The 26,731-nt window shown below is 34.7% G+C and carries 26 protein-coding genes; 13 read left to right on the top strand and 13 right to left on the bottom strand.

All coding sequences use genetic code 11. From position 1 onward, the window contains the following. Window positions 1-185 precede the first annotated feature (185 nt). From B0A80_RS03340 to B0A80_RS03300, 9 genes are all read left to right on the top strand, one after another. Window positions 186-2,057, top strand: coding sequence for a M1 family metallopeptidase (locus B0A80_RS03340; RefSeq protein WP_070907387.1), 1,872 nt, complete (start codon window positions 186-188; stop codon window positions 2,055-2,057). 105 nt (window positions 2,058-2,162) lie between these two features. Next, a complete protein-coding gene (locus B0A80_RS03335; RefSeq protein WP_089076411.1) occupies window positions 2,163-3,419 on the top strand; it encodes an alpha/beta hydrolase-fold protein in 1,257 nt (418 codons plus the stop codon). A 21-nt stretch (window positions 3,420-3,440) separates the two neighbouring features. Beyond that, a complete protein-coding gene (locus B0A80_RS03330; RefSeq protein WP_089076410.1) occupies window positions 3,441-3,833 on the top strand; it encodes an ACT domain-containing protein in 393 nt (130 codons plus the stop codon). Between the two features lie 176 nt (window positions 3,834-4,009). Beyond that, complete coding sequence (locus tag B0A80_RS03325; protein ID WP_070907384.1) at window positions 4,010-4,621, top strand: hypothetical protein; 612 nt, start codon at window positions 4,010-4,012, stop codon at window positions 4,619-4,621. A gap of 80 nt (window positions 4,622-4,701) precedes the next feature. Beyond that, on the top strand, window positions 4,702-5,106 hold the full coding sequence (locus tag B0A80_RS03320) for a GNAT family N-acetyltransferase (RefSeq protein WP_089076409.1): 405 nt from the start codon (window positions 4,702-4,704) through the stop codon (window positions 5,104-5,106). 260 nt (window positions 5,107-5,366) lie between these two features. After that, entirely contained in the window at window positions 5,367-5,753 is a 387-nt protein-coding gene (locus B0A80_RS03315) for a hypothetical protein (RefSeq protein ID WP_233430703.1), read from the top strand. 173 nt (window positions 5,754-5,926) lie between these two features. After that, entirely contained in the window at window positions 5,927-7,009 is a 1,083-nt protein-coding gene (locus tag B0A80_RS03310) for an efflux RND transporter periplasmic adaptor subunit (RefSeq protein ID WP_017495288.1), read from the top strand. 24 nt (window positions 7,010-7,033) lie between these two features. After that, the gene (locus B0A80_RS03305) at window positions 7,034-10,201 is read left to right on the top strand and encodes an efflux RND transporter permease subunit (RefSeq protein ID WP_089076408.1); all 3,168 of its coding nucleotides are present in this window, start codon (window positions 7,034-7,036) and stop codon (window positions 10,199-10,201) included. Then, complete coding sequence (locus tag B0A80_RS03300) at window positions 10,194-11,642, top strand: TolC family protein (protein ID WP_089076407.1); 1,449 nt, start codon at window positions 10,194-10,196, stop codon at window positions 11,640-11,642. Before B0A80_RS03305 ends, B0A80_RS03300 begins: the two co-directional genes overlap by 8 nt. Before the next feature lie 98 nt (window positions 11,643-11,740). Here the strand turns inward: B0A80_RS03300 and B0A80_RS03295 are convergent, their stop codons facing one another. Together B0A80_RS03295 and B0A80_RS03290 are read right to left on the bottom strand one after the other, a co-directional pair. Then, a complete protein-coding gene (locus tag B0A80_RS03295) occupies window positions 11,741-12,298 on the bottom strand; it encodes a YybH family protein (protein WP_208861477.1) in 558 nt (185 codons plus the stop codon). 148 nt (window positions 12,299-12,446) lie between these two features. Continuing rightward, entirely contained in the window at window positions 12,447-13,256 is an 810-nt protein-coding gene (locus B0A80_RS03290; protein ID WP_089076406.1) for a helix-turn-helix domain-containing protein, read from the bottom strand. A 200-nt stretch (window positions 13,257-13,456) separates the two neighbouring features. Between B0A80_RS03290 and B0A80_RS03285 the strand changes: the two genes are divergently transcribed. After that, entirely contained in the window at window positions 13,457-14,449 is a 993-nt protein-coding gene (locus tag B0A80_RS03285; RefSeq protein WP_089076405.1) for a tail fiber protein, read from the top strand. Between the two features lie 210 nt (window positions 14,450-14,659). Here the strand turns inward: B0A80_RS03285 and B0A80_RS03280 are convergent, their stop codons facing one another. Beyond that, window positions 14,660-15,409, bottom strand: coding sequence for a DeoR/GlpR family DNA-binding transcription regulator (locus B0A80_RS03280; protein WP_017495294.1), 750 nt, complete (start codon window positions 15,407-15,409; stop codon window positions 14,660-14,662). An 84-nt stretch (window positions 15,410-15,493) separates the two neighbouring features. Here B0A80_RS03280 and B0A80_RS03275 point away from each other — a divergent pair, with 84 nt between their 5' ends. Further along, entirely contained in the window at window positions 15,494-16,042 is a 549-nt protein-coding gene (locus B0A80_RS03275; protein ID WP_070907555.1) for a 5' nucleotidase, NT5C type, read from the top strand. Window positions 16,043-16,190: 148 nt separating this feature from the next. Here the strand turns inward: B0A80_RS03275 and B0A80_RS03270 are convergent, their stop codons facing one another. Both B0A80_RS03270 and B0A80_RS20680 read right to left on the bottom strand, forming a co-directional pair. Beyond that, window positions 16,191-17,660: a tetratricopeptide repeat-containing sensor histidine kinase gene (locus tag B0A80_RS03270; protein WP_089076455.1), complete on the bottom strand. Its 1,470-nt coding sequence runs from the start codon at window positions 17,658-17,660 to the stop codon at window positions 16,191-16,193. A 296-nt stretch (window positions 17,661-17,956) separates the two neighbouring features. After that, window positions 17,957-18,139 carry a hypothetical protein gene (locus B0A80_RS20680; protein WP_035746157.1) on the bottom strand — a complete coding sequence of 61 codons (183 nt, stop codon included), beginning with the start codon at window positions 18,137-18,139 and terminating at the stop codon, window positions 17,957-17,959. Window positions 18,140-18,472: 333 nt separating this feature from the next. Between B0A80_RS20680 and B0A80_RS03265 the strand changes: the two genes are divergently transcribed. After that, on the top strand, window positions 18,473-19,105 hold the full coding sequence (locus tag B0A80_RS03265) for a hypothetical protein (protein WP_089059966.1): 633 nt from the start codon (window positions 18,473-18,475) through the stop codon (window positions 19,103-19,105). Between the two features lie 313 nt (window positions 19,106-19,418). Here B0A80_RS03265 and B0A80_RS03260 read toward each other — a convergent pair whose 3' ends face one another. The 8 genes from B0A80_RS03260 to B0A80_RS03225 form a co-directional block, all read right to left on the bottom strand. Then, window positions 19,419-20,771: a GH1 family beta-glucosidase gene (locus tag B0A80_RS03260; RefSeq protein ID WP_089076404.1), complete on the bottom strand. Its 1,353-nt coding sequence runs from the start codon at window positions 20,769-20,771 to the stop codon at window positions 19,419-19,421. Window positions 20,772-20,986: 215 nt separating this feature from the next. After that, on the bottom strand, window positions 20,987-21,190 hold the full coding sequence (locus B0A80_RS03255; RefSeq protein ID WP_083342537.1) for a hypothetical protein: 204 nt from the start codon (window positions 21,188-21,190) through the stop codon (window positions 20,987-20,989). 24 nt (window positions 21,191-21,214) lie between these two features. Beyond that, window positions 21,215-21,637 carry a hypothetical protein gene (locus B0A80_RS03250; protein ID WP_233430702.1) on the bottom strand — a complete coding sequence of 141 codons (423 nt, stop codon included), beginning with the start codon at window positions 21,635-21,637 and terminating at the stop codon, window positions 21,215-21,217. Between the two features lie 22 nt (window positions 21,638-21,659). After that, window positions 21,660-21,869, bottom strand: a complete 210-nt coding sequence (locus B0A80_RS03245; protein ID WP_083342535.1) for a TM2 domain-containing protein — start codon at window positions 21,867-21,869, stop codon at window positions 21,660-21,662. Between the two features lie 3 nt (window positions 21,870-21,872). Continuing rightward, window positions 21,873-22,598, bottom strand: a complete 726-nt coding sequence (locus B0A80_RS03240; RefSeq protein WP_394364266.1) for a PH domain-containing protein — start codon at window positions 22,596-22,598, stop codon at window positions 21,873-21,875. A gap of 80 nt (window positions 22,599-22,678) precedes the next feature. Beyond that, the gene (locus tag B0A80_RS03235) at window positions 22,679-23,347 is read right to left on the bottom strand and encodes a response regulator transcription factor (protein WP_089076403.1); all 669 of its coding nucleotides are present in this window, start codon (window positions 23,345-23,347) and stop codon (window positions 22,679-22,681) included. A gap of 7 nt (window positions 23,348-23,354) precedes the next feature. Next, window positions 23,355-25,058, bottom strand: a complete 1,704-nt coding sequence (locus tag B0A80_RS03230; RefSeq protein ID WP_089076402.1) for a tetratricopeptide repeat-containing sensor histidine kinase — start codon at window positions 25,056-25,058, stop codon at window positions 23,355-23,357. 58 nt (window positions 25,059-25,116) lie between these two features. After that, entirely contained in the window at window positions 25,117-25,281 is a 165-nt protein-coding gene (locus B0A80_RS03225; RefSeq protein WP_233430701.1) for a hypothetical protein, read from the bottom strand. Window positions 25,282-25,655: 374 nt separating this feature from the next. On the opposite strand from B0A80_RS03225, the gene B0A80_RS03220 reads away from it, so the two are divergent. Beyond that, window positions 25,656-26,687 carry a hypothetical protein gene (locus tag B0A80_RS03220; RefSeq protein WP_089076401.1) on the top strand — a complete coding sequence of 344 codons (1,032 nt, stop codon included), beginning with the start codon at window positions 25,656-25,658 and terminating at the stop codon, window positions 26,685-26,687. Window positions 26,688-26,731 lie beyond the last annotated feature (44 nt).

Below are 26,731 nucleotides of genomic sequence, written 5' to 3'. Positions count from 1 at the left end.
CCGTCTTTTTCTTTTTGAATTGGACGGTTTTTATTTTCTTTTTAAGTCTTTGATTTTCTGTGTGATTGAGGTTCTGACTTTATTGTTTATTTTTAGAAATAAATTTTCTGAATAATGTAACTTAAAGCTAAAAATGTCATCTAACTACTATAATCAATCAAACCACCAAAATCTTAAAACAACTTATGGAAAAAAAATCACTTCAATTGCTATTTATAGCGTTTTTGTTTTTAGCACAAAATAGTTTTGCACAGGAACTTTACATGCCAAGGAACATTAAGGAATCTTATACTAATGGTGTTCGTTCTATGGATGGAAAACCCGGGAAAAATTATTGGCAAAATCATGGTAAATATGACATGGCTTTGACTGTAGACGCCAATACAAAAATAGTTAGCGGAACCGAAACGATCGTGTATGAAAACAACAGTAATGATACGCTAAGAAATTTACGAATTAGATTTGTGAATAATATTCATAAAAAAACCTCGCCACGAGCGGTATTAAATAGTGAAGGTTTTTTTACGGAAGGATTGACAATAACAAATTTAAAAATAGAAGGAGAAGTTTACAAAGAAGATGCTAAAAGCTGGGGTACGGTTGGGAGTGTAAAAATGAAGAAACCTTTGCCGCCTCATAGTAAAATTACAATTGATATCGATTGGAATTATCCGCTATCAGAAGTGAGCGGGAGAGAGGGGCAAATCGATAACACTACTTTTTTTGTAGCCTATAGTTATCCTCGTGTTTCTGTTTTTGATGATTACAATAAATGGGATAACCTGCCTCATACTTCAGGTCAGGAGTTTTATAATGATTTTAATGATTATACGTATTCTGTAAAAGCACCTAAAAATTATGTGGTTTACGGAACGGGAGATTTATTGAATCCGGATGAGGTTTTACAGCCTGAATTTGCTGCACGTTTAAAAAAATCATACGTAACAGATGAAATTCTACACATTGCCAATGAGCAGGAAATGAAAAGCGGTCTGGTAACAAAACAAAGCGATTGGAACGTTTGGAAATTTGAAGCTAAAAACATTACAGATGTTTGTTTTGGTTTAAGCGATCATTATTTATGGGATGCCGGAAGTGTAATTGTAGATAAAAAAACAAAGCGCCGCGCGAGTATCCAAGCAGCTTATGATGTAAAAGGAACCGATTTTGAAAATTCGATTAAGTACAACCAATATGCTTTAGATTTCTTCTCACACAATTGGCCGGGAGTACCTTATCCATATTCTAAAATGACGGCTTTTCAGGGTTTTGCAGATATGGAATATCCAATGATGTGTAATGATTCGCAAATGGGAGATCCTGTTTTTGCACAATTGGTTCAGGATCATGAAGTAGCTCATACTTATTTTCCTTTTTATATGGGAATCAACGAAACACGTTATGCTTTTATGGACGAAGGCTGGGCGACAACTTTTGAATATTTAATAGGAATCGCAGAGCACGGAAAAGAAGCCGCCGACAAGTTTTATAAAGAATTTCGAGTAGAGCAATATATAAATGACCCGTCTACAGAAGAAGATCAGCCTATCATCACTATGTCGTCACAGTTATCAGATTCTGGTTATGGCAATAATTCATACGGAAAAGCTTCTTTATCATACCTGGCTTTAAAAGACTTGTTGGGTGATGATTTGTTTAAAAAAGCATTACATGCCTATATGGACAATTGGAATGGTAAACACCCGGTTCCATGGGATTATTTTAATTCGATCAATACAGCTTCGGGTAAAAATTTGAATTGGTTTTTTGATAATTGGTTTTTCACGAATAATTACTTAGATCTTTCCGTTAAAAAGGTGGCTAAGAATGTTATTTCTGTAGCCAATGTTGGTGGTTTTGCAATTCCGTTTGATGCCATTGTAACCTACGCAGATAATACGACAGAAACAGTTCATAGCACACCGGCTGTTTGGCAGGCGAATCAAAAACTGGCCGCTGTTACAGTGAAGAGCAGCAAGCCAATTAAAAAAGTAGTTCTAGATGGTGGTATTTTTATGGATGCTACTCCTGCCGACAATACCTGGTCAGGAAAATAAAAGAATACAACAGAAGCCGCTTTTTTCAATAGAAAAGCGGCTTCTGTTTGTAATAAAAGCGAATGTTAAATTTTTAGTAACGAATTTTTAATCAGTTAAAAAGTGATGAATAGTTTGCAAATTATTTTAAAAAAAAAGATAGTATTCCTTAGTTTATTCACATTGCTGACGGGTTCTGTCTTTTCCCAGAATAAAACTAAAATTGAAATAGGAACGATAGATAGTATTTCCTCTAAAGTTTTAAACGAAAATAGAAAAATATGGATTCATCTTCCTAAAAGTGCACGAAATACAGGTTTAGCAAAACAAAAGTATCCGGTCGTTTATTTACTCGATGCCGAGGGACATTTTAGCTCAGTTGTGGGAATCATTGAAGAATTAAGCGAGACGAACGGAAATACAAATTGTCCGGAAATGATTATAGTAGGGATTACGAACACTAATAGAAATCGTGATTTAACCCCAACACATTCGGATGTAGATCCTCCTTTTGTGCCCCAAAGCCTAAGTGATCAGTCTGGGGGAGGAGAAAAATTTGTTGAATTTCTTGAAAAAGAACTGATTCCGTATATCGATGGTAAATACCCCACAGCACCTTTTAAAACTTTGATTGGACATTCTTTTGGAGGGTTGACAGCCCTGAATATCCTTACTAATCATACCGACTTATTTAACTCTTATATTGCGATCGATCCAAGTTTGTGGTGGGATCGTCAGAAGTTTTTAGCAGATACGAAGAAAAAATTAGCCAATAAAAACCTGTCAAAAGTTTCCTTATTTATGGCCGTTGCAAATACTATGGATGAGGGGATGAATATTGAAAAAGTTAGAGAAGATGCAACACTTCTTACCAAACATATCCGTTCTATTTTAGATTTCAATGATTTTTTGCAGAACAATAAGAAAAGCAATCTGAATTATGCGTACCAATATTACAACGATGACAATCACGGATCTGTGCCATTGATCGCCACCTATGATGGTCTGCGTTTTCTGTTTAAGTTCAATCAATTGAAACTTTCCATTACGGAACAGTTTAATTTTAATAAAGCAGTTTTTGCTAAGATTGAAAAACACTTCGAGAATGTTTCAAAAAAATTGGGTTATACCGTTAATGTTCCTGAAAATACCGTAAATGCTTATGGTTATCAGTCTTTAGGAAAAAAAGATATGGATTTGGCCGGTTATCTGTTTAAGTTAAATGTTGCCAATTATCCTAAAAGTGCAAACGTATATGATTCCCTTGGAGATTTTTATGAAGCTAATGGTGATAAGAAAAATGCAATTGCCAGTTACGAAAAGGCGCTGCTGTTGGATAAAAACTTTTCGGAAGCAAAGGGGAAGCTGGAGAAACTAAAATAACCGATTTAACAAAAACTTAAAATGTCAGGAGAAAAAGATTTGGAAAAATTGCTAAAAAGCATGAAACCTCAGCATAATTTAGGAGATTATGTTTTCTGTAAAGTAGAAAAGATCGGGAACATGTCTATGGATGATATTGTAATGTTGTTCAAAGAAAATGAGGGAATTACTCTGATTTTGAAAAAAGAAATTGCAGACACATTAAAGTTGGATTACTCAGTTGTAATGTCCTGGATCACACTCACGGTGCATTCTTCATTAGAAGCAGTTGGTTTAACGGCGGCTTTTTCGAAAGCACTTTCTGAGAATGGTATTAGCTGTAATGTCGTGGCTGCTTTTTATCATGATCATATCTTCGTGGCTAAAAAAGACACAGATAAAGCAATGGAAGTTTTAAATTTATTTTCAGTCTAAATTAGAGTAAAATAGTAAAAAGTAGCAATAAATATAAGAGAGACAGGGTCGTTGAATTTCTTCTCTGATGATTTATAGGTAAAATCTTATATTTAAATTAAAAAAAAGTTAAAAAGGAGATGGAAGTCTGCGATTAAAAAACTAGGTTTGCAAAAAAATGAAAACCTACATTATTAATGAAAAAGAAACTATTTTTTATTGTTTTATTAATCTGTTTTAAAAACTTTGCTCAAAACAACCCTAAAATCGCATTTCAGAAAAGCAGATACGAATTAGCTTTAGATTACTATGAAAAAGCAGATTATAAGAAAGCAATTGACTTGTTTTACATTGCCTCAAAAATTAAACCTGATAATACAATAGGTCAGGAATCGATTAAAAAAGTAGATACCTTAAGAACAGTTTTGAGAGAACATCTTTTAAAGCAGGCTATTGGTACCTGGAAAATGGTCGGAGATAAGCCGGTTTGGGCTGCTAGTCAAAACAATGCAGCTTCTCAGAAAGATTTTGAGGAATTAATTGAGATTAAAGATGATGAAATCTTTTCGTATGAGAAGAATAAGAAAACGCAGGAAAAAAAACTTATTAAGTCTGAGAAATTAGTGTATTACAACAAAGAGAAATCAGATGCATTGTTTTCGGACATTATTTTATCTGATGGTACAGTTTGGAATTGCACCATAAATGGAAATGAATTACATGTCATTAATGTTGGTAAGAAGGGAGATGAGGGTATTGAAAAAATAACCGACAATAATACAGAGCGATTTTATATAAAAGTAGAATAGTAAAAAAGGGAATCAACTTAGATTCCCTTTTTCTGTTTTTATGAAATATCTTTGTGTGTAAAAGAGTAATTAGCAGAACAATGAAAATCAAAACAATAGAGGCTTCGGAGACCTGGCAAATCAGACATGAAGTAATGTGGCTGGATCAGCCGTTTGAGTTTGTACAGTTAGAAGAAGATGCTTTAGGATTACACTTTGGCGTTTTTGTGGAGGATAAGCTGGTTTCAATTGTTTCCTGTTTCATCAATGATGACAAAATGCAGTTCAGAAAGCTGGCTACGCTGGAAGTATATCAGGGGAAAGGTATTGGTTCTGAGCTTGTAAAATATATTTTGGAATTAGCAAAAGAAAAGAAATTGAAAAAAGTTTGGTGTAACGCCAGAGTTAATAAAAAAGCTTTTTATGAGAAACTGGGCATGAAGGATACGGGGCAGGTTTTTGAAAAAGCAGGACAGGAATTTACCATAATGGAGATTTTACTTTAGAAAACAGAGCTTACTTTTTGAAATAAAATATACATCCTCAGATATTTGCGATTTTGATGTTTTTTTGATGTTTTTTGAAATGTTATCAATTTGATTCTGAATCAGAGTCAATTTTTTATGATTTTTAGGCAAGAAAGAGTGTTTTTTTATCACAAAATCAGCCTATTAAAACCCTGAAAACGTTTTCGTGTTTTATTAAATGTTAAAGCTTATAAAAAAATCTTTTTTTCTTTCGATACTTTCCTTACTTTCGCACCCAAATGAGAAAGTTAATAGTCTTTTTAGTATTTATGAATTTGCTTCTGCTTGGCGGAGGGCAATATCTTAATGCGGGTACTCCTAAAGACTCCCATTCTCACCACCTTGAGAAAAGACACCGTGTAAAATTCACCAATCAGGATCAGGGCAGTTCTATTATAGAAGATGCTGATTGTGATACTGAAGAAGAATGCCTTGGAAGTGATGATCTTAAAGGTGGCCTTTCAAACCATTTGTTTACAACAAATTACAGCTTACTTGACAGTTGGTATCTTTCCTTTGCTACCAGTCAGACTGCTGCAAACGATTATAATCGTTTTAAAATCTTCCTGTCCTTATGTGGCAACTCAAATCCTATCTACATTACTCAACGAGTACTAAGAATTTGATTCAACAATATACATCGGTTGCCTAAGTTGTGATCTGCATATTTTGTTGATGTATTTTTTGCTACTTCATCTTATATGAAAGTTAAGTTCTGACTAAGGGCACCTGATGCATTTTTTCATCTAAAGGAATCACTGTATTCCAAGCACTCAATCGCTTAATTTCCATTAAAATCATGAAAAGAATTATCTTGTTCACAGGCTTAATTGCCCTGGTGTGCCTAACTAGTTGTACAACTAAAAAAGAAGAAAAAGAAGAAGTAGAAAAATTTGTTGTTACCAATCCGGTAAAAATAGACACTTCGTTTACGAAACAGTACGTTTCACAAATCAAATCAGTACGTAACATTGAGATCCGTGCTCAGGAAAAAGGTTTTTTACAAAACATCTTTGTGGATGAAGGACAATTTGTAAAAAAAGGGCAGCTGTTGTTTAAAATTATGCCAAATATGTATCAGGCAGAATTACTAAAAGCACAAGCTGAACAAAAATCAGTAGAAATAGAACTTCAAAATGCCAAATTACTGGCAGATAAAAATATCGTTTCTAAGAACGAATTAAGTGTAGCACAGGCAAAATTGCAATCTGCAAAAGCCGAAGTAGCACTGGCAAAACTTCATTTGTCATTTACAGAAATCAGAGCTCCGTTTGACGGAACTATCGATCGTATTCCATTAAAATTAGGAAGCCTTATTGATGAAGGTGAATTGATGACGAGTCTTTCAGACAACAGTCAGATGTTTGCTTATTTCAATGTTTCAGAACCGGAATATCTACAATACCAGACCGATGTAAAAGATCGTGCTGATAACAGAGTAAGCTTGGTTTTGGCTAACGGTGAAACTTTTAAAGAAAAAGGAAATGTAGAAGTTATCGAAAGTGAGTTTAATAATGAAACCGGAAATATTGCGTTCAGAGCACGATTTCCTAATTCAGGAAAATTGCTTAGAAATGGAGAAACAGGGCAGGTTCAGATGATTGTTCCGCTTAAGAATGCCATCGTAATTCCTCAAAAAGCGACTTACGAAATTCAGGATAAAAAATATGTTTTTGTGATCGATAAGAACAATAAAGTAAATTCAAGAGAAATCACAATAACAGGTGAAATCCCTGATTTGTATGTGATCAGAACCGGACTTGCCGATACCGATAAAATTTTACTTGAAGGAGTTCAAAAAGTAAAAGAGAACGACAAAATCAAATATGAATTCCAATCTCCTAAAGCGGTAATGAACAATTTACGCTTAAAAGCAGAATAGGTTTAATCATTAAAAAAATAAAAAATGTTTAATAAATTTATTCAAAGACCTGTACTGTCGATAGTAATATCGCTTATAATTGTCTTTTTAGGAGTATTGTCGGTATTGAATTTACCTATCACGCAATTCCCTACAATCTCACCACCAATGGTGAATGTTACTGCAGATTATCCCGGATCTAACGGTGAATTAATGATCAAGGCAGTTATTATTCCTTTAGAAAGAGCTTTAAATGGAGTTCCGGGAATGAAATACATGTCTTCTGATGCCGGAAATGATGGTGAGGCGACTATAAAAGTAGTTTTTAACTTAGGAACAGATCCCAACCAAGCGGCGGTTAACGTTCAGAACCGTGTAGCTTCGGTTACCAATAAATTACCTCCATTAGTAATTAGAGAGGGTATAAAAATTACCCGAGAAGTGCCGAGTATGTTGATGTACGTGAACCTTTACAGTACAGACAAAAATACCGACATGAAGTTCTTGTACAACTACGCTGATATCAACGTACTTTCAGAATTGAAAAGGGTAAATGGTATTGGTTCCGGAGATATCCTGGGAACTCGTGAATATGCTATGCGTATCTGGCTGAAACCGGATCGTATGCTGGCGTACAAAATCTCTGCCGATGAGGTAATGGAAGCATTGTCAAGTCAAAGTTTGGAGGCTTCTCCGGGTAAAACAGGAGAAAGTTCCGGTAAACGTTCTCAGGCATTTGAATATGTATTGAAATATTCAGGACGTTTTACCACAAAAGAGCAATATGGAAATATTGTGGTAAAATCCAATGCTAACGGAGAACTTTTACGTTTGAAAGATATTGCCAATATTGAATTTGGAAGTTCGATGTATGATATTTACTCGAACCTAAATGGTAAGCCTTCTGCGGCTATTGTATTGAAACAGTCATTTGGAAGTAATGCCAATCAGGTTATTGAGGAGGTAAAAGCGAAATTGGAAAAAATTAAGCAAAAATTTCCAAAAGGAATGGATTATGAAATTTCATACGACGTTTCTAAATTTTTGGATGCCTCTATCGAAAAAGTAATCCACACGCTGGTAGAAGCTTTTATTTTGGTAGGTTTAGTGGTATTTCTTTTCCTGGGAGACTGGCGTTCGACTGTTATTCCGGCAATTGCGGTACCGGTATCGTTGATTGGAACCTTTGTATTCATGACTTTCTTAGATATTTCATTGAACTTAATTACTTTGTTTGCTTTAGTATTAGCAATTGGAGTCGTCGTCGATGATGCGATCGTTGTGATTGAGGCGGTTCACGCCAAAATGGAAGAAGAACATCTGTCGCCTCTGAAAGCAACTAAAAAAGCGATGCATGAGATTGCAGGGGCAATTATAGCGATTACATTCCTGATGGCGGCGGTATTTATTCCGGTGGCATTCATGTCAGGTCCTGTTGGGGTGTTTTACCGTCAGTTCTCGGTTACTATGGCAACGGCGATTATACTTTCGGGTATTGTGGCTTTAACCTTGACACCGGCACTTTGTGCTATGATGTTAAAAAATAATCATGCTCTGCCTAAAAAGAAAACACCTGTTAATGTTTTTATAGATGGTTTTAATAACAAGTTTAATCTGGCTCAGGGGAAATATCAAAATGTATTAGGTAAGATCGTAAACAGAAGAGCCGTTACTGTAATTGCTTTGTTAGGATTTTGTGCCGGAACATGGTTAGTGAGCAGTACCGTTCCTTCCGGATTTATTCCGAATGAGGATCAGGGAATGTTCTATGCTGTAATTCAGACACCTCCGGGTTCTTCATTAGAAAGAACCAACAATATTGCAGAGCGAGTTCAGAAAATTGCTGAAGATATAGACGGAGTAAAATCAGTTTCTTCATTGGCAGGTTACGAAATTCTTTCTGAAGGTACAGGAGCAAACTCAGGAACTTGTTTGGTTAACCTTAAGGATTGGAGCGACCGAAAAGAATCTGTTTTGGAGATCATGCATGAAATGGAGGAAAAATGTAAAGATATTGCAGGAGCGAATATCGAATTTTTCCAACCGCCTGCTGTACCTGGATATGGTGCTGCCGGAGGATTTGAACTTCGTTTATTGGATAAAACAGGTTCCGGAGATTACAAAAAAATGGAAAAGGTAAATAATGACTTTGTTGCTGAATTGAACAGACATCCGGAATTGTCTAACGTGTTTAGTTTCTATAGTTCGAGTTTTCCTCAATACATGATGAAAGTCGACAATGATCTGGCACAACAAAAAGGAGTTTCCATCGAAAATGCCATGAATACCTTGTCAACTCTTGTGGGAAGTAACTACGAAATCAGTTTTATTAAATTCGGAATTAACTATAAAGTAATTGTTCAGGCTTCTCCGGAATATCGTGCTCAGCCCGATGATATCCTAAAATTGTATGTGAAAAACAACCGTGATGAAATGGTACCTTACTCCGCTTTTATGAGATTGGAAAAAGTATACGGACTTTCTGAAATCACAAGACACAATATGTATACTTCCACACAAATTAGTGGATCTGCTGCAGCGGGATATAGTTCCGGTACGGCAATTAAAGTTGTTCAGGAAGTTGCTGCTAAAAAATTACCCAGAGGATACGACATCGACTGGGCAGGTATTTCTGCTGATGAGGTGGCACAGGGGAATCAGGCAATCTGGGTATTCCTGATCTGTTTAGGATTCGTATATCTGGTACTGGCAGCTCAATACGAGAGTTTTATTTTACCATTATCTGTAATTCTTTCTTTACCGGCAGGTATTTTTGGAGCTTTCTTTTTACTGAAATTAACAGGATTAGAGAACAACATTTATGCACAAGTAGCTATGGTAATGCTTATTGGTTTATTGGGTAAAAATGCCGTTTTGATTGTAGAGTTTGCAATCCAGCGACATGCTGCAGGTAAATCAGTTCTGGAAGCTGCAATGGAAGGAGCCAAAGCAAGGTTCCGTCCAATCTTGATGACTTCCTTTGCTTTTATTGCAGGTTTATTACCACTTGCATTTGCTACCGGTCCCGGAAAAATTGGTAACCGTACGATTGGTACTGCTGCGGCAGGAGGTATGCTTATCGGAACGATTTGTGGGGTGTTTTTGATTCCTGGTTTGTATTACATCTTTGGAAAAATAGCAGAGAGATACAAACTAGTGAAACATGAAGAAGAGAATCCATTAACAGAAGAAATTGATAACAATCATGTATAAATTCAAATCATATCAATATAGTATTGCATTGAGTGCATGTCTCATGGTTGCAGGGTGTAAAGCCCCTGCTCCTGAGACTACAACAACAAGCACACCAGTTCCTGAGTCGTTTGGTACAACAACTCAGATTCAGGATGCTAATAACAATACAGCAACATTAGCGTGGAAAGATTATTTTAAAGATCAGAATCTGGTAGAGCTAATTGATGTTGCGCTTAAGAACAATCAGGAATTAAACATTACTTTGCAGGAAATTGAGATTGCAAGAAATGACATTCGTGTAAAAAAAGGACTTTTATTGCCAACTGTTGGTGTTCGTGCCGGAGCGGGAGTAGAGAAAGTGGGCCGCTACACCAGTCAGGGTGCGGGTGATGCCAATACAGACATCAAACCAGGCGTAAAGACCCCAGATCCATTGGGAGATTTTACTATTTCGGCCTATGCAAACTGGGAAGTTGACATTTGGAAAAAACTGCGCAATTCTAAAAAAGCAGCTTTAAACCGATATTTAGCGACAGTTGAAGGGAAGAACTTTGTAATTACGAATCTTATTGCCGAAGTAGCCGATTCTTATTATGAGTTACTGGCTTTAGATACCCAATTGGACATTGTAAAACAAACCATCAAATTGCAGACGAATGCTTTGGAAATTGTAAAAATTCAGAAACAAGCGGCAAGAGCGACCGAACTGGGCGTGAAGAAGTTTGAAGCTGAGGTTTTAACTTCAAAAAGTATGGAATTTGGAATTCTTCAGCAAATAAAAGAAACGGAGAATAAAATCAACTTTTTATTGGGAAGATATCCACAGGAAATTAAAAGAACTAATACAAACAACTTCCTGAGCTTATTACCGGCTGTTGTGACTTCAGGAATTCCGTCTCAATTACTGGCAAACCGTCCTGATGTGAAACAGGCAGAATTAGAATTAGTCGCTTCAAAATTAGATGTAAAAGTGGCACGTGCAGAATTCTATCCTTCATTAGACATTTCAGCTGCAATAGGAGTGCAGGCGTTTAAACCTTCTTATCTGTTAACATTTCCGGAGTCACTTCTGTATTCATTAGCAGGAGATCTGGCCGCACCGCTGATCAACAGAAATGCGATTAAAGCAGAATTCGCCAGCGCAAATGCAAGACAGCTTCAGGCTTTGTACAATTACGATCGTACCATTTTGAATGCTTATTTAGAAGTTTCTAATCAACTTTCGAAGATTGAAAACTTACAAAAAGGCTATGATCTTAAATCGCAACAGGTAGATGCTCTGAACACTTCAATAGATGTTTCTAATGATTTGTTTAAATCGGCCAGAGTAGATTATTTTGAGGTTTTAATGACACAACGAGATGCATTAGAAGCAAAATTGGAATTGGTAGATACTAAAAAAGAACAATTGAATGCTGCAGTCCATGTTTACAGAGACTTAGGCGGCGGTTGGAAATAATATTGCTTTTTAATTTGTAGACAAAAGCCTTTCAAGATTTTATACTTGAAAGGCTTTTTTAATTGCGGGTGAAAAGAATGTAAAAGATATTATTTCAATTATTTAGCTTCTCGATTACTGCTAAAAGAATCTCTGAACATTTTCCAGCCTTTTGAAGTTTTCTTCCAGAGAACCAAAAATTTCCCGTCATCCATTAATTCACCTTTGGAGTTTAAGGATTGCCACAAGCCTTCTTCGGTAACATACTCTATACCGTCACCGTATATTGCCGTGGTGATAAACTTTCCGCCTCTTAAGCCATATTCATCATAAGCTTTTCTGAAAAATTTGGCTGCACCTTCTTTTCCATAAATTTGTGGTGCGTTCGGGAGTAAGATAGAAGCATCTTCAGCATATCGGTCTAGGAATAGGGATGGATCATTGTTTTTAAAAGAATCAAAATAAATAGCATTGCTTTCCTGTATTGCTTTTTTTGCTTCGCTTAAATCTGCGGTTTCATTTTTTGAAGATGAATTACAGCCGGAAAGCAACAGGACAATTGCAATGAATTTGAATGTCAGATAAATGAGATTTCGATTAAAAAATAGGTTGTAAAAACCAACTAAGAAAAAGGTTGATTTTGGATTCAATTCTGATGTCGTATTAAAAGAATTCATAGTATAAAGTTTTTAGATTGACTATTATTTTTGTCAAAGATAGTCAGGGTAAAAACGTCTGAATTGTACAAATCGGAACTGAATTTTAAATTAAGGGGCTTAGTTTCTAAGGTACTAAGAATTAATTCTGTAATGCAGTATATTCTTTTTAGATGATTAATTGATTGATAGGGGACTGATTCTCTAAATAGGAAGTTGGCGTAGTTCCCGTAAAGGATTTAAAATCCCTTATAAAATGGGATTGATCAAAATAGCCAGAATCATAAGCAATAGAAGTAAAGGGATATTCGGTAGTGTTAATGAGCTTAAGACTGTGTTGGAAACGTTTGATTTTATTGAATGCTTTTGGAGCGAGCCCTGTATGCTGAAAGACTAGTTTATGAAGATAACGGGGCGTTATACCATATTTTACTGAAATACTGTTGATATTGCTTTCAGTCGGGTCGTTGAGTAAACTGGATAAGATGTTAGCTACTTTTTCGATCTTATCCGATATTTTATCGTTTGTTATAATTTTTTGTATCAGGAAGGTTTCGATCAGTTCGATCCTTTTTTTAATATCAGAAGTTTCTAGTAACTGATCGTGCAAATGTTTTATTGGATTACCAATTATATCCTCGAGATCGAAAATCTGATTGTTGAATACTCCGATTTCATCCTTAAAAAAATAAGCTGCCGTGTGAGTATAGAACCGAATTCCCAACATTGTATGTTTGCCTTTTGATTTTATGGCAAGAGGTTTAGTGATCTGTCCCCATAATTCAATTTTTGGAGTTTTGTAGAAAGTCTGGTCAACCAATGATTCCCAAATGCCATTACCAAGATTGAAAATGATTTCCATTTCGCCACTGGGAAATACCGTATCTTCAAACTCCTTATCCGAATCTGATTCAAAAATATAGTAATGTTTGATATAAGGCTTCAGAATTTCTGATGGCAAAAAATATTGGAATTGCATTTTACGGATGTTTAATTTTCAAATAGTAAATGGATTTTTAGGATTAATTTATTGATAGATGTAAAGTTATGAAAAATAGTAAGGAGAATTTTATAGTAGGACATAGAAATAAAATATTACCGTGCTAGAAAAAATAAGAGCATTTTAGGAGTCTTTTTTGAAGATTATCTAAATTTGTCAGAATAAACAAAACAAAACACATGAAGAAAAAGCTATGTTCATTTATTGTACTACTTTGTTCGTTTTCGTACAGTCAAACTTTTGATGGTAATTTGGGGACTAAAAGTTTAAACTGGAGCCAGACTCAAAAAGATTTTAATAGTGCACCCAGAGCTGGTGTAGAACCAATGTCTATAAGACTTTGGGATAATTATGAAGGGGCAGGTGCACCCTCTAGCTGGGGCTCTCTGCTCGAGATAAATGGTAGAGGAGGTCATTTAGATTCACAACTTTATTTTGACAATACCTGGAATGGGGGCAGAATATTATACAGGAGTGCATTTTTTCAGCAAAATACATGGGAAAGCTGGCGTTATCTTTTAGACTCCAAAAGCGATGTAGAATCTTCTGGAAATTTAAAAATTGGGGGTAGTGGGACAAGTTACGTTTTAGGTAAATTAGGTATTGGAACAGATCAACCAAATAGCTTAACTCTTTTAGATGTTAATGGTAAAGTAATGGTGAGATCAAATCTCTATGTAAACGACATTATGGGGGGTAATGGTGGAGATATTAAAATAGGACCGAATACCGGAGGAGCAGCCTCTACAATTTTTATGATTGGGGGAGCCGATGCCACAGAAGTGATGCGTATTGATTATAGTAAAAATGTTGGTATAGGTACGAAAAATCCAGATTCAAAACTTACGGTTGCCGGAGATATTCATGTTCGGGAAGTAAAAGTAACGGTTAACGCAGGAAGGTTTCCGGATTATGTTTTTGCCAATGATTATAAATTAAAATCATTGCGAGAAGTCGAAAAATATATTAAACTAAATAATCATTTACCAGAAATACCTTCAGCTCAGGAAATAGAGAAAAATGGATTAATGTTAGCAGAGATGAATTTGAGTTTGCTTAAAAAAATAGAAGAATTAACCTTACATGCAATTGAGCAGCAAAAAAATGTTGACTATTTAATTAAAATAGTAGAAGAACAAAATTATAGGTTAAATGTTCTTGAGAAAAAGTAATTAAAAACTAGAAGTCTTTAAAAAATTAAATTTTAAAGACTTTTTTTTTTCGACTGTTTAGGTTATTTGATGTTTTGCTATAACAAAGAACGTTCTAGTGAAGATGTACTTGACATTCCTTGTTATTCTTCTTTAAGTTAAAATATATCATAGTAAAAGATTGGATCAGTTTATTTATGCGATAAAATGCATTTTTTATCATCACAAAAATTAAACAAGAGTCACTCCTGCATTTTGATAAGGTTTTAAGGTTTCATCCTTCGGATCAATATTGGTCACCAGTACGTCAATATCTTTAATCGGACAAACAAAATAGGATTCAGCAGTGCCTACTTTTTCGATAGAGCCCAGAGCGATAACAAAATCGGAGTGCTGAATCATGTTTCTTTTTATCTGAGAATCATCGTGTAAAATCCCTGTAACACCACGTTCGTGATGAATGCTGCAAAGTCCGAGAATACAAATGTTGGCTCTGAAGTTTCTGAAAAAATCAATCGTCTCAATACTGGCGGTAGCAAAAGAAGTTTTGCACATTCTTCCTCCGGCAAAAATCAATTCGATATTGGGCAAATCTTCAATTAGGGCCGCTACAGGAAAACTGTTGGTAATGACCGTTATTTTCAAATCATAAGGGAAACTGGCCACTAAAGCTAATGAAGTGGTTCCGCCATCGATAAAAACTACCTGTCCGTCTTTTAGATAAGAGATTGCTTTTTCGGCTATTATTTTTTTGTTTTCAAGGTCATGTTTCTCTCTATTTCTAAAATGAAGCGGAATCGGAGACGGGGCAACCGCACCTCCGCGGACAGCCTTTAACAATCCCTGATCTGAAAGTTCTTTTACATCCCGTCTTATCGTGTCTTCAGAAACATTTAAATAGACGCTAAGTTCTTGTAAAGTAAGTCGATGTTCTTTTGACAGGTATTCTAAAATTACTTTTTGACGTTCCTCTTTTTTCATGTCGTGCAAATTTATATTGCAAAAATAAGTTAAAATTGCAATAATTTGCAATATTTGCGTAAATTTGTTGCAAAATTAATCGAAATGAAAAAGAAAACTATTGCCATCGATATGGACGGTGTACTTGCCGACATTGAAGCACAATTAATAAAACAGTATAATGAAGAGAGCGGAACCTCACTTTCAAAAGAAAGCATTCAGGGATTAAGCGAAGAAGAAGCTTTTAGTGACAGGGTACTTTTGCGTAAAGTTTTGAATGCAGATAATTTTTTCAGAAATCTACCGGTAATACCCGACGCAATAGAAAGTTTACGCCGTTTACAAGAAAACTTTGAAATATTTATTGTTTCTGCTGCAACAGAATTTCCGGTATCACTGGCTGAGAAAGTAGCCTGGCTGGCAGAGCATTTTCCTTTTATCACATGGGAAAATATCATTTTATGCGGCAGCAAACGAATTATCAATACCGATTATATGATTGATGATCACAGAAAAAATTTAGATCATTGCATGGGAAAACCAATCATGTTTACCGCATTTCATAACGTTAATCTAACGCACCATTTAAGGGTAAACAACTGGAAAGAAGCCGTTGAAATTTTAGAGAAAGACATTGTATCTAATTTAAACTAAAGTTTATTTGCCTTAAAATAACGAAATAGTATACAGGATTAGTTTTTTATTAACCTGTTTTTTGAAGGGAAAGAGCCTTTTGAGAGTAATCTTGAAAGGCTTTTTTTGTATATGCAGGTTATTAGATAGTCAAATTATAATGTTGAATTTATTTGGGTATAGATAGGTTTGCTTTAAATCCTTTATCCGGTGCTGTATCAAAAGAAATCGTGCCTTTAACGGCCTGGATGCGTTGTTCCATGTTTTGCAGACCATTTTTTGCAATAGTGGCCTTTTCAAAACCTTTCCCGTTATCGGTATAGTTTATTGCGATTGATTTCTCGTTATTTTCAAATTTTATCCCAACAATACTGGCATTGCTGTGTTTTCTCATATTCACCATTAATTCCTGTAAAATTCGGCTTATGGTAATTTTTTTAGTGTCGTTAATCGTTTCCCAGTTAATGCTTTCTAAATTGGTGACAATAATGTTTCTTTCGTTGGTTTTGTAAGTCGAAAGCATTTCTTTAATGCTGTAAGTGAAATCTGCACCGGTCTCAATCTTGTTATTTTCTCTGGAAATTCCTCTTACACGTCCGTAAATATCATCTAGTTTCTGGAGTAGATTTTCTCGGGTGTTTTCTTTAGATAAAGGCTGTGACTCTGCAAAAGCAATGACATTATAAACATCGTTTGCTAATTCATCATGAATTTTTTTCGCGATGCGGGCTTCGGTCATATACGAAGTTTTAAATTCGATTGCTTTGTTCTTGTTTTTATAGTAACGCACTACAATTACAATTAGAACGATTAAGAAAAAGAAAATAATTGCAGATACAATTTTGAGATATTTAGCTCTCTGGAGAGACAATTGAGTTTCGGCTTTTTCTAAACGAAGTTTGGCATTTTCATCCTTTTCTACTTTAGCATCGTATTTAATTTTGGCAAACTTATTTTTAAAGTTGTTTCGAACCTTAATGATACTGTCGTTTAGTTTAAAATATCTTTGCACATATTTGCTGGTTTGTGGACTGTGATCATTTGAGATTAAAATTTGAAGTGCTTCTAATCTTTCGTCAATACTATTTAGGTTTGTAGCTATATTATATGCCTCAAGGGCATTTTTATTAGATTTTTGATTGTCTTTTTTAGAATAGTAAATGGCAAGGTGCAGGTAACTTTCGATGCTTCCATAAGTATCATTAATTTCATTTCTTATTTGAAGAGCTTCGCTCATTAAACGAAATCCTTTTTCATTTATTCCTTTTTTGAAATATGCATAACCTAAGTTATCCAAAATTAAGGGCTTCTTCGTTGGTTGAGCTTTTTCGTTTAATAATTTTTTTCTTAAAAAAGATTCTAAAAGATTGATTGCTTTATCGTATTTTTTTTGCTGGATATAGATGGATGCAATATTATTTAAAGGAGCTTGTTTTTCAACGGGGTCTTTATAGTCTTTAGCTGCCTCTTCGTAGTAAAGAATGGCGTCATCATAAAGAGAGAGTTCTTTATCTGCAATACCTAGTGTATTGTTTATGGCAGCGACGTAGAGACTCTTTTTTTTAACATATGGTAATGCATCGGTTACTGTTTCCTTACTACCATAGTAGTCTCCATTTACTTGCTGAATTGCCGCCATTTGAATAAGTATGTATCCAATATTGGCACTGTCTTTTAAATTTTCATAAAGTAGTTTTGATTTGTTAAATTGGTCAAAAGCAGTATTAAAATTTTGGTTATTAAAATTTTGAATTGCTTTATTTCTTATGCTAAGTGCCTCTTTGCGTTTAGATTCTATGTTGATATTAATAGTTTTTTTTTCTGTACAGGAAAACAGTAAAAAAAAGATAATAAAATAAAAAAACGGGGACCGTAACATATAAGTTTACTTTCCCCGAAAATAGTAATTAATTAGATACTACAAAGATATATTTATTAAATTTCTGGTGGTGGTGGTGGTTGATTTTTGTCATCACCAGGACCATCAGCAAAAGTTGGTTTTGCAGGATCAATAGATTTCTTTGTTTCCTGTTTGGTTGGAGTTTCGTATTCATCAGGTGTACAGGAGAACATGGTGAATAGTATCGTGAAAGCGATAAAAATTATTAGCTTTTTCATATTATTTAGATTTAGAAATTAGACATGGGTATTGCTGACCGGAAATAGTCCGGAGGTTGGTTAGGGCAATACCAATATTGGTTTTTTGGGAAGTACAATGTGTAGAACAGTAAGACGTTATTTATACTTCCCGAATAAAATCGGTCTTACGGTTTTTTTTACACTGTTAATTTGAACTAGTTTTATATTTTTGTTTTAATCTGCAGATAAAACTTGAACTAATTTCTATGGCAAAGAAAAGACACTTTAAAGCCTTTAATGGTAGGGGATTCCCAGAATTCCCTCGTTTTCCTGAGATTCCCAACAATTCCCGAAAATTCCCAAAAAAATACCATGCATAGCCAGACATTAGAAGAATACAAAAAAGCGATTAAGAGCAAATACGAGATCGAGAAAGAAGGTGAATACTTTGATTATTTGTACAACCCTTCGCGCGCAAAGCTCCGTGACTTGTGTTGGATTATTTTTGAAAATAATCCGACTCAGGACGACTTAAATGTTTTCAGAAATTTATTGTGTTTAGATTTTGATCATACACGAAAAAATAAGTTTAATGAACAAAAAGATAAGTTCAGACCGATCGAAACTTTTTTTAAAGGAGAGACCGATCCATCAAATATTGATGCCATAAATCTGGCAGCAATTATGGTAGACTTTCAACCACGTCCTTTTAAAAAGTACAATGAAAAGTGTCGAATTAATGAGGTCAAACACATGATAAGTGTTGTCGAAATTAATGCAGCTGCTGAGGTCGAGATCATCGAAGAAAGCAACCTCGAAGAAGGCAATCTCGTGGAAAGTTATTCTGAAAAAGGAAATCGTTTCTATAATTTTAAGTACGTACTCTCAAGAAAAATAGTTAAGAAAATCTATCCACGAAAAATAATTACAGCTACAGTTGGGGCGGTCGCTTTTGTGTCTTCTGCACGTTTATACTTTGTGCGTAAAAAAGACCAAACGGAATAGTTTTGAAATAAAACAGAGAAGCATTTTGAAAAATAAAATGCAGGAAGAAGTAAAATGAATCATTTTTTGAAACAAAATTCAGGCGTGTAAAGAGTGTGTTTTTCGGCATATATTGGCTGTTATTTATACTATAAAGATAAGAAAAAAACACCAGTAAACCTAATGAAATCAAGGGTTTTTGGTGTTTTTTTTGCTTTTTAACACAAAAAAAATATAAGATTTCGGTGTCGTATTTTTTACTTTTTAAGTCAATAAAATTTGTTCTGATTTCGTCAATGGAAGTGGAGAAAAATTACTTTATTCAGCGTTTATCTTAAGACAAGAAATCTTTGAACCACAATCCTGAATGCTTGATGGTTCTTTGTTGGGTGTCGAAATCTACGTGTATCAATCCAAAACGGGCGTTGTAACCTTCGGCCCATTCAAAATTGTCAGTAAGTGTCCAAACAAAATAACCGTCAACATTTAGACCTTCTTTTTTGGCTTTTAGAATTTGCTCCAAATGGTCCTGAATGTAGTGCGTACGCTTAATATCATATACTTTTCCATTTTTTAGAGTATCGGGAAAAGCGGCGCCATTTTCGGTAATAATAATCTTTTTGATGCCATTGTAGGCATTAAATTTTTTAAGTACCTCATAAAGAGCAGGAGGGTAAACTTCCCATCCCATATCGGTTGAAATGACATTTCTTTTTTCGGCACTGATTAGTTCAGCACCGATATACGGAATAAGTAAAGATGATTTTACAACTTCGCGAGTGTAACATTGCAGACCAATAAAATCAAAGTCAAAAGACAAATTATTGAGATCATCTTCTATAATATAAGTATTAAGTTTCTTTAATACCGGTAAATCGCCTTGGGGATAACCCATTCCTAAAATGGGTTCGATAAAAGTTCTGTTTAATAAAGTGTCTACCCGTTTCGCTGCTTCGATGTCTTTAGAAGACTGAGTTGCGGGTTCAATATGTGTACAGGAGAAAGTTGTTCCAATATGAGCGTCCGGTATACGATTTCGTATTATTTTGGCACCTGCTGCTGTAGCTAAAGTGACATGGTGCATGGCTTTCAGGTAGTTGGTAATGCCTTTTTTTCCTGGAGCATGAATGCCCAGAAAATACCCCGCACCTGTAAAAACGGAGGGTTCATTGATTACCATCCAGTTTTTAACCCGATCACCAAAATTTTGCACACAGATTTCAACGTAGGCCGAAAACCAGTTAACCGATTCGCGATTGGTCCAGCCTCCTTTTAGCTCTAAATCATGTGGAAGATCCCAGTGGTAAAGTGTAATCCACGGTTCAATTCCGGCCGAGAGCAGAGCGTCAATGATTTTGTTGTAATAGGCTATTCCGGCCTGATTAATTGGAGGAACCCCGGTAGGCATGATTCGGGGCCAGCTGATCGAAAATCGAAAGTTCGGAATATTCAGCTCACGAATTAAATCGATATCGTTTTGGTACGAATTATAAAAATCGCAAGCAGTTGAAGCATGATGTCCGTTCTTTATTTTTCCTTTCTGAGAAGTAAAAACATCCCAAATAGAAGGACCTTTTCCGTCGGTATCATGTGCGCCTTCAATTTGGAAAGCGGCGGTTGAAACACCCCACAAGAAATCATCTCCAAATTGGTTTTTATGCAAAAATGAGGTCTCAACTTTATTCATTCAATTGTACTTTCCTTTTTAAAATTGTAATTTATTAATGAAGGAAAGAAGATTGCATTGCTCTTAAAAAAAGCCATTCTTTGAATGAAACTAGAAAATTTAGATTAAAGAATTTCATAACGTTTAGTTTTATTCAAATTAATAAAACTAATGTGAATTAAATGTAAAGTGATTATTATCAAATGTTTAAAAGAATTTCTGTCGCTTTGAAAAGGTCAGTCTTCCCAACCGCAAAGGGTGAGTCCAAGGCCTTGTGCACGCTTGAGGGAGACTTTCGTAACTTCACTACGACAGGAGCTCAGACCACGACAATTTTCATTGTAATGGTATTTTTTGGCACCTGTTGGGCCACAGATAAATACTTTGGCTTCAAAGGGATGAAAAGAGGTTAAAAATATAAAAAGTAAAGTGTATTTCATAAGAATAGGTTTTTGGGAAATTGGCTACTGAACGACTAGTTGATAAGTATTCCCTTTTAAATCTGTGGCATTTAGTTTTCCATGTTCTATCCATTCTGTTTTAATTTCGAGATCAGGAATGGTATCAAACGTTAAGATTCCTGCGCCATATTTTCCTTTTACATTGATGTTTCCAAAAACCGAATCTCCCTTGATATCAATCCCTTTTACGTTATAGTTGTATTCATAATCCCCTGAAGTGCCTGTACGGTATTTATATTGATATTCAGTGTCTATGTGGTAGGTTTTGGCTTCTTCGGGATTAATAGTCTGGCGATCTGCCGGAGTAATTACCTCCTGATAAAAAGTGTTTATTTTTTGAGGAGGTAATTTTTTATGGCATGAGCACATTCCTAATGTTAGAAGTAGAAATGAGATTTTATAGAAGATTCTATAATTATTAAGCATATTTTTTTAATGTGTTTAAAAGCTAGAATCCATTATTGTACTTCACATTAAAGGAATGATCCGACATAAATAACAATCCGAAAAATTCAAAGAAAGCTAGTATAGAGGGGATAAATGTCCAGCAAAATAAGATATACATTATTCCCTGTGTTGATTTTCCTAAATAGAATTTGTGAATTCCAAGTCCTCCAAGAAAGAAAGTTAAAATTGTTGCAGTTAGTTTACTTTTCATAATTTACATTTTAGATAATATTTCTGTTTTTTTTGAGTCAAATTCTATTTGAGAAATGATTTCGCCTTCCAGTAATTTTTTGAGTTTGTTAAGTGTTTCAATAGGATCTTCTTTTTGCTCTGTACTTTGAGGAACTGATGTCCCGGTATTTACAGTTATTCCTCCTCCGGCAATTGCTCTCTTGTTTTCAAGATCGCGTTCGCGTCTGTAAACAATCATTTCTTCTTCTTTTTCCTGAGCAAATTGATACAATTTTCTAGCCTGTGACTTAGGCAAATAATCAAGCATGTTCATTTTTCCTGTGGTCGTCTTCATCGTAAAAGTTGCACCCATAATTCCTTCCTTCATGTGACAATCTAAAATATCTTTCCAGGCATAATCCTGAAAATCCATTGACAAACCTAAATTTTTCGGCCTACAGAAGATTATTCTTTTGTTTGTTAGGGCAATACAGTCGGGTGATAAATTTAAGGCTGGTTTTTTTTGTACTGCTATGTATTCTACCTGTTCACCTGAGGTGAGTAATCCATTGACCTTGGTTAATAGTTTTTCAACGGCTTTTGGGTCTTGTTCTTCGTTTAAGAATTTTTTTAAATCGTTTATCATAATTGGTTTTTTAAAATTATTATTTGCGTTCGGTAATTCTAATAATAGCTGATCTGAACGAATCATTTTTTTATTTTTATCAAATGTAGGTTCATTAAGAATCAGTATTTTACGGAAATCCATAATCTGGAAAATTTATAATTGGACCATAAAAAAAGCCCCCGAAGGAGCTTTTAAAATTTATAATGAAATACAAGGAACTTCTAGATAATTCCCATGTCTTTGGTAATGGTAACCAAATGAATGGTGTTATTGGCTTTGAAAAAATCTTTCAGTTTCGAAATTCTTTTCTCGATGGCGCTTTTACTATTGGGTTTTATCCCCATCTCTTTGAACGTTTCTATAATATCATCCTGAAGAGTTCCGAGCGATAAATGTTTTAGGATGAGTATGTCTAAATCATCGATTTCAAAATTATTTTTTTCCTGAAGTGCAGAAGCAACCTCAGGCGAAATAAATTTTTGATCTGAAGTAAAAATAAGGTGAATCGCTTTTTTCAGTTCTTGGATGCTATTGAGACCTTTTAATACAAAAGCATCCACTTTTGCGTCTTCAAAAAGTGATTTGATACGATAATTTTTATCTTCGACCGAATAAGCAATGATTTTAATATTGGGCTGTAATTCACGTACTTTTTGAACCAGTTCATCTCCGTTAGCAATTTTTACTTCGCGATGATCAGTCTTGAAGGAAAGATCGCTAATTAATAAGTCATAAGGCTCATCATCCTGAATTGCTCTCCGTATTTTGAGAAAGGCTTCATCACAATATTTTGATTGTTGAAAATGGCTGATATTTAAATCCTTCAGGACTTGTTCAATTCCTAAATTCATAGTATCAAGATCTTCGGCAACTAGTACTTTTTTAAACATAAGTTATTTATTTAGGCAGTGTTATTTTTACTTTAAAACCTTTGTGGGGTTCAGTGTCAAAAGTAATAGTTCCTTTTGTGGCCAGAATACGGTTTTCCATATTTTGAAGGCCATTTTTGATTATTTTATCTTTTTCACAGCCTTTGCCATTGTCAGAGTATTCAATAAGTATTTTGTTGGCAGTATTTTCAAATTTCAAAACAACTACTAATGCCTCGCTGTGCTTTTTCATATTGACCATTAATTCCTGTAGAACCCTATGTACAGCAACTTTTTTGATATCGTCAACTAAATCCCAGTTTACTTTTTCAATATTATTAATAATGACATTGGTACTGGGGCTGTTATATGTCGAAAGCATTTCTTTTAAGTTAACCGCATAATTGGCTTTCGTATCAATTTCATTATTTTCTCTTGAAATTCCACGAACCCGATTGTAGATCTGATCCAGTTTATGAACTAAATTTTCTTTTACATTGGGACTTTCCAGGGACTGTGTTTGTGTAAAGGTGATGGTATTAAAAACATCATTTGCCAATTCGTCATGAATGTCTTTGGCAATCCGGGTTTCAGTATCATATGCCGCTGTTAATTTTTCGATTCGGTTTCGGTTTTGATAAAATTTTCTCAAATACAATAGTAAAAGACACAAAGCAGCTATTCCGATTATAAAAAACGCCCTTTGGTATTTGGCTTCCTGAATTGAAAGTAAGTTCTCGGCTCTTTCTAAACGAAGTTTCTGATTCTCATCTTTCTCTTTTTTAGAATCGTACTTAATTTTAGCAAATTTATTTTTAAAATTGTTTCGGATTTTAATAATACTGTCGTTCAGGAAAATGAATTTTTGGGCATACTGTACGTTTTTAGTTCCGGAATCATTAGACATTAAAAAGGACAAAGCTCTTAAGCGTTCATCAACACTATTGAAATGTGTCGCAAGCTGATAGGCTGCCTGAGCATATTGGTTTGATTTTTGGGAATTTGATTTGGAATAAAATTCGGCTAAATGTAAATTACTTTCGATACTTCCATAGAAATCTTCACTCTGAGTTCTCATTTTATGCCCTTCGTTCATCAGGGAGTATCCCTTTTCTGTCTCACCCATTTTAAAATAGGCATAGCCCAGATTGTCTAAAACCCTTGCTTTTTTTGGTGGCTCCTTATCTAAGAGTTTTTTATCCAATATCGTGTTTAAGATATTGATCGCTTCATTATATTTTTTCTGCTGAATGTAAACAACAGCAATATTATTCAAAGGAGATTGCCTGGACGAATCATCGGTACAATCTTTTAAAGCTTCTTTATAGAAGAAAATAGCGTCATTATAGATAGAGAGTTCTTTGTCAGCAATACCAAATAAATTATTGATGGCAGCGCTATAAACATCTTTCTTTTTGAGATAGGGCAGTGCTTCGGTTAGGGTTTCTTTGCTGCCGTAATAATCTCCGTTGATCTGCTGTATATTAGCCATCTGAATAAGATTGTAAACGACATTGGCACTGTCTTTTATAGCTTCAGAGGCTATTTTCGATTTGTTAAATTGAAAGAATGCCGTATTAAAGTTTTTGTTTTGAAAACTAATTCTTCCTTTATTAACATAGTCTATAGCATCTTTTCTGATAGATGAAGCATTAGAAGTAGGGATGGTTTGCTCTTGACAGGAAAGAAGCAGCAGAAAAAATAAAAAATAAAAAAACGGGGATCGTACCATAAAAGTTACTTTCCCCGAAAATACTAATTTATTATTAATGAAATATCTTACTTCTTCATTATTTTACTGGTGGTGGTGGCGGTGGCGGTGGAACCGTTATGGGTTGATCTCCAGGACCGTCAGCATATGCAGGTATTGCAGGTTTGTCATTTGTTTTTGCAGTATCGTATTCGTCAGCGGTGCAAGAATATAAAGAGGCACTAAGAAGCACAATTGCTCCCATCAAATATAAATTTTTCATGGTTTTTGGATTTAAAAATTATATGCGGCATGCCCGTTCAGAACTTTTCTGAATCTTGTTATGGCGATGCCAATTTTGCTGGGAAGTGAAGTGCGTAGGCCGTAAAATTTTCATTTATACTTCCCGGATAAACTCCGTTTTACGGTTTTCCGCACTTTTTAATTGAACTAGTTTTGTACATTTGTTTTTGACCTGCAGATCAAAACGTTAACTGATTCTGAAGGCAAAGTAACGACGCTTGTAAGCCTGTATTAATAAGGAATTCCGGGAATTCCGATGTATTTTTTGAAGTCCTTATAATTCCGTAAAAGTCCTTGAAAATCCAATTGACAAATCCTTAAAAATCCTAAGATATCATGCCAAACAATACTTTTGAAGATTACAAAAAAGCGGTTAAGAAGAAATATGAGATAGAAAAAAAGAGCGGACATTCTGTTTATTTGGAAAACCCTACCAGAGCCAAACTCCGCAATTTATGTTGGGAATTATTTCAGCAGCAAAACAGAAATCAGGACGATTTAACCGTTTTTAGTTCTTTGTTAGGACTGGCTTTTGATGTGAACAAAAAGAATAGCTTTGATAAGCAAATAGATAAATTCAGACCTATTGATAATTTTTTTAAAGGAGAATCCGATCCAACAATTCTGGATGTAGTAAATATGGCCGCAATCCTGGTCGATTTCAAGGCAAGACCTTTTACTAAATTTAGGATGCAGGAGTTATTTAAAGAAGAAGATCTAACTGAAGAAGAAGGTTCAATTGAAGAAGAAGGTCAAATTGAAGTTGAAGGTCTGATTGAAAATGAAGAAAAAATAGAAGTATTGAATCCGAAAAAGGAAGAGAATACGCATTCCGTAATTCTAGACAATTTTTTGGTTAGAAAAGAAAGAGAAAAAGTAAACGGGACAGAGGAAATAAATGGTATTGAAGTCAAAAAACCACAAATCAATTCATTTGTAAATGTAGATGTTGAAGAAATCCATGATCCTGAACCTAGTCCTGAACCTGGGGTAGGATTACAACGTGCTATTATTGGTATTGTTGGTATTTTGTGTTTAATAGGTTTAATTATTTATTTCGCTTTTCCAGATAAGGAATGTATGCAGTGGTCAGGGGATCACTATGAAATGGTAGATTGTGATTTAAAAATACAAGGTTTTGCTAAATCTGCTAATATTGAAATAATAGACCCAACGCTTGTCAATCTTAAAAAGATTAAGGTTTGTGATACGACAACTTATTTTGATAAAAACGGAGTAGCGATTATATGGTATGCTAAGACGGCAAAAGGAATTGAATTTTTTGATGCACATGGCAGACATCCGGAAAATAATAGTCCGTTACGACCTGTGACACATTACATCCTGAATAAATATGTAAAGAGGTAAATGAGTTCGTTAGAAGATTAAATAAAAAGACGGAAATAACTTTT

The sequence above is a fragment of the Flavobacterium tructae genome (assembly GCF_002217475.1).
Lineage (GTDB): Bacteria > Bacteroidota > Bacteroidia > Flavobacteriales > Flavobacteriaceae > Flavobacterium > Flavobacterium tructae.
Note: the sequence above shows the minus strand (reverse complement) of the source record. Positions and strands in the feature narration are given on the sequence as shown.

Excerpts from the sequence above, each read along its gene's own strand:
- B0A80_RS03340 (WP_070907387.1), top strand. The coding sequence starts at position 186 with ATGGAAAAAAAATCACTTCAATTGCTATTTATAGCGTTTTTGTTTTTA.
- B0A80_RS03335 (WP_089076411.1), top strand. The coding sequence starts at position 2,163 with ATGAATAGTTTGCAAATTATTTTAAAAAAAAAGATAGTATTCCTTAGT.
- B0A80_RS03330 (WP_089076410.1), top strand. The coding sequence starts at position 3,441 with ATGTCAGGAGAAAAAGATTTGGAAAAATTGCTAAAAAGCATGAAACCT.
- B0A80_RS03325 (WP_070907384.1), top strand. The coding sequence starts at position 4,010 with ATGAAAAAGAAACTATTTTTTATTGTTTTATTAATCTGTTTTAAAAAC.
- B0A80_RS03320 (WP_089076409.1), top strand. The coding sequence starts at position 4,702 with ATGAAAATCAAAACAATAGAGGCTTCGGAGACCTGGCAAATCAGACAT.
- B0A80_RS03315 (WP_233430703.1), top strand. The coding sequence starts at position 5,367 with ATGAGAAAGTTAATAGTCTTTTTAGTATTTATGAATTTGCTTCTGCTT.
- B0A80_RS03310 (WP_017495288.1), top strand. The coding sequence starts at position 5,927 with ATGAAAAGAATTATCTTGTTCACAGGCTTAATTGCCCTGGTGTGCCTA.
- B0A80_RS03305 (WP_089076408.1), top strand. The coding sequence starts at position 7,034 with ATGTTTAATAAATTTATTCAAAGACCTGTACTGTCGATAGTAATATCG.
- B0A80_RS03300 (WP_089076407.1), top strand. The coding sequence starts at position 10,194 with ATGTATAAATTCAAATCATATCAATATAGTATTGCATTGAGTGCATGT.
- B0A80_RS03295 (WP_208861477.1), bottom strand. The coding sequence starts at position 12,298 with ATGAATTCTTTTAATACGACATCAGAATTGAATCCAAAATCAACCTTT.
- B0A80_RS03290 (WP_089076406.1), bottom strand. The coding sequence starts at position 13,256 with ATGCAATTCCAATATTTTTTGCCATCAGAAATTCTGAAGCCTTATATC.
- B0A80_RS03285 (WP_089076405.1), top strand. The coding sequence starts at position 13,457 with ATGAAGAAAAAGCTATGTTCATTTATTGTACTACTTTGTTCGTTTTCG.
- B0A80_RS03280 (WP_017495294.1), bottom strand. The coding sequence starts at position 15,409 with ATGAAAAAAGAGGAACGTCAAAAAGTAATTTTAGAATACCTGTCAAAA.
- B0A80_RS03275 (WP_070907555.1), top strand. The coding sequence starts at position 15,494 with ATGAAAAAGAAAACTATTGCCATCGATATGGACGGTGTACTTGCCGAC.
- B0A80_RS03270 (WP_089076455.1), bottom strand. The coding sequence starts at position 17,660 with ATGGCGGCAATTCAGCAAGTAAATGGAGACTACTATGGTAGTAAGGAA.
- B0A80_RS20680 (WP_035746157.1), bottom strand. The coding sequence starts at position 18,139 with ATGAAAAAGCTAATAATTTTTATCGCTTTCACGATACTATTCACCATG.
- B0A80_RS03265 (WP_089059966.1), top strand. The coding sequence starts at position 18,473 with ATGCATAGCCAGACATTAGAAGAATACAAAAAAGCGATTAAGAGCAAA.
- B0A80_RS03260 (WP_089076404.1), bottom strand. The coding sequence starts at position 20,771 with ATGAATAAAGTTGAGACCTCATTTTTGCATAAAAACCAATTTGGAGAT.
- B0A80_RS03255 (WP_083342537.1), bottom strand. The coding sequence starts at position 21,190 with ATGAAATACACTTTACTTTTTATATTTTTAACCTCTTTTCATCCCTTT.
- B0A80_RS03250 (WP_233430702.1), bottom strand. The coding sequence starts at position 21,637 with ATGCTTAATAATTATAGAATCTTCTATAAAATCTCATTTCTACTTCTA.
- B0A80_RS03245 (WP_083342535.1), bottom strand. The coding sequence starts at position 21,869 with ATGAAAAGTAAACTAACTGCAACAATTTTAACTTTCTTTCTTGGAGGA.
- B0A80_RS03240 (WP_394364266.1), bottom strand. The coding sequence starts at position 22,598 with ATGGATTTCCGTAAAATACTGATTCTTAATGAACCTACATTTGATAAA.
- B0A80_RS03235 (WP_089076403.1), bottom strand. The coding sequence starts at position 23,347 with ATGTTTAAAAAAGTACTAGTTGCCGAAGATCTTGATACTATGAATTTA.
- B0A80_RS03230 (WP_089076402.1), bottom strand. The coding sequence starts at position 25,058 with ATGGTACGATCCCCGTTTTTTTATTTTTTATTTTTTCTGCTGCTTCTT.
- B0A80_RS03225 (WP_233430701.1), bottom strand. The coding sequence starts at position 25,281 with ATGGGAGCAATTGTGCTTCTTAGTGCCTCTTTATATTCTTGCACCGCT.
- B0A80_RS03220 (WP_089076401.1), top strand. The coding sequence starts at position 25,656 with ATGCCAAACAATACTTTTGAAGATTACAAAAAAGCGGTTAAGAAGAAA.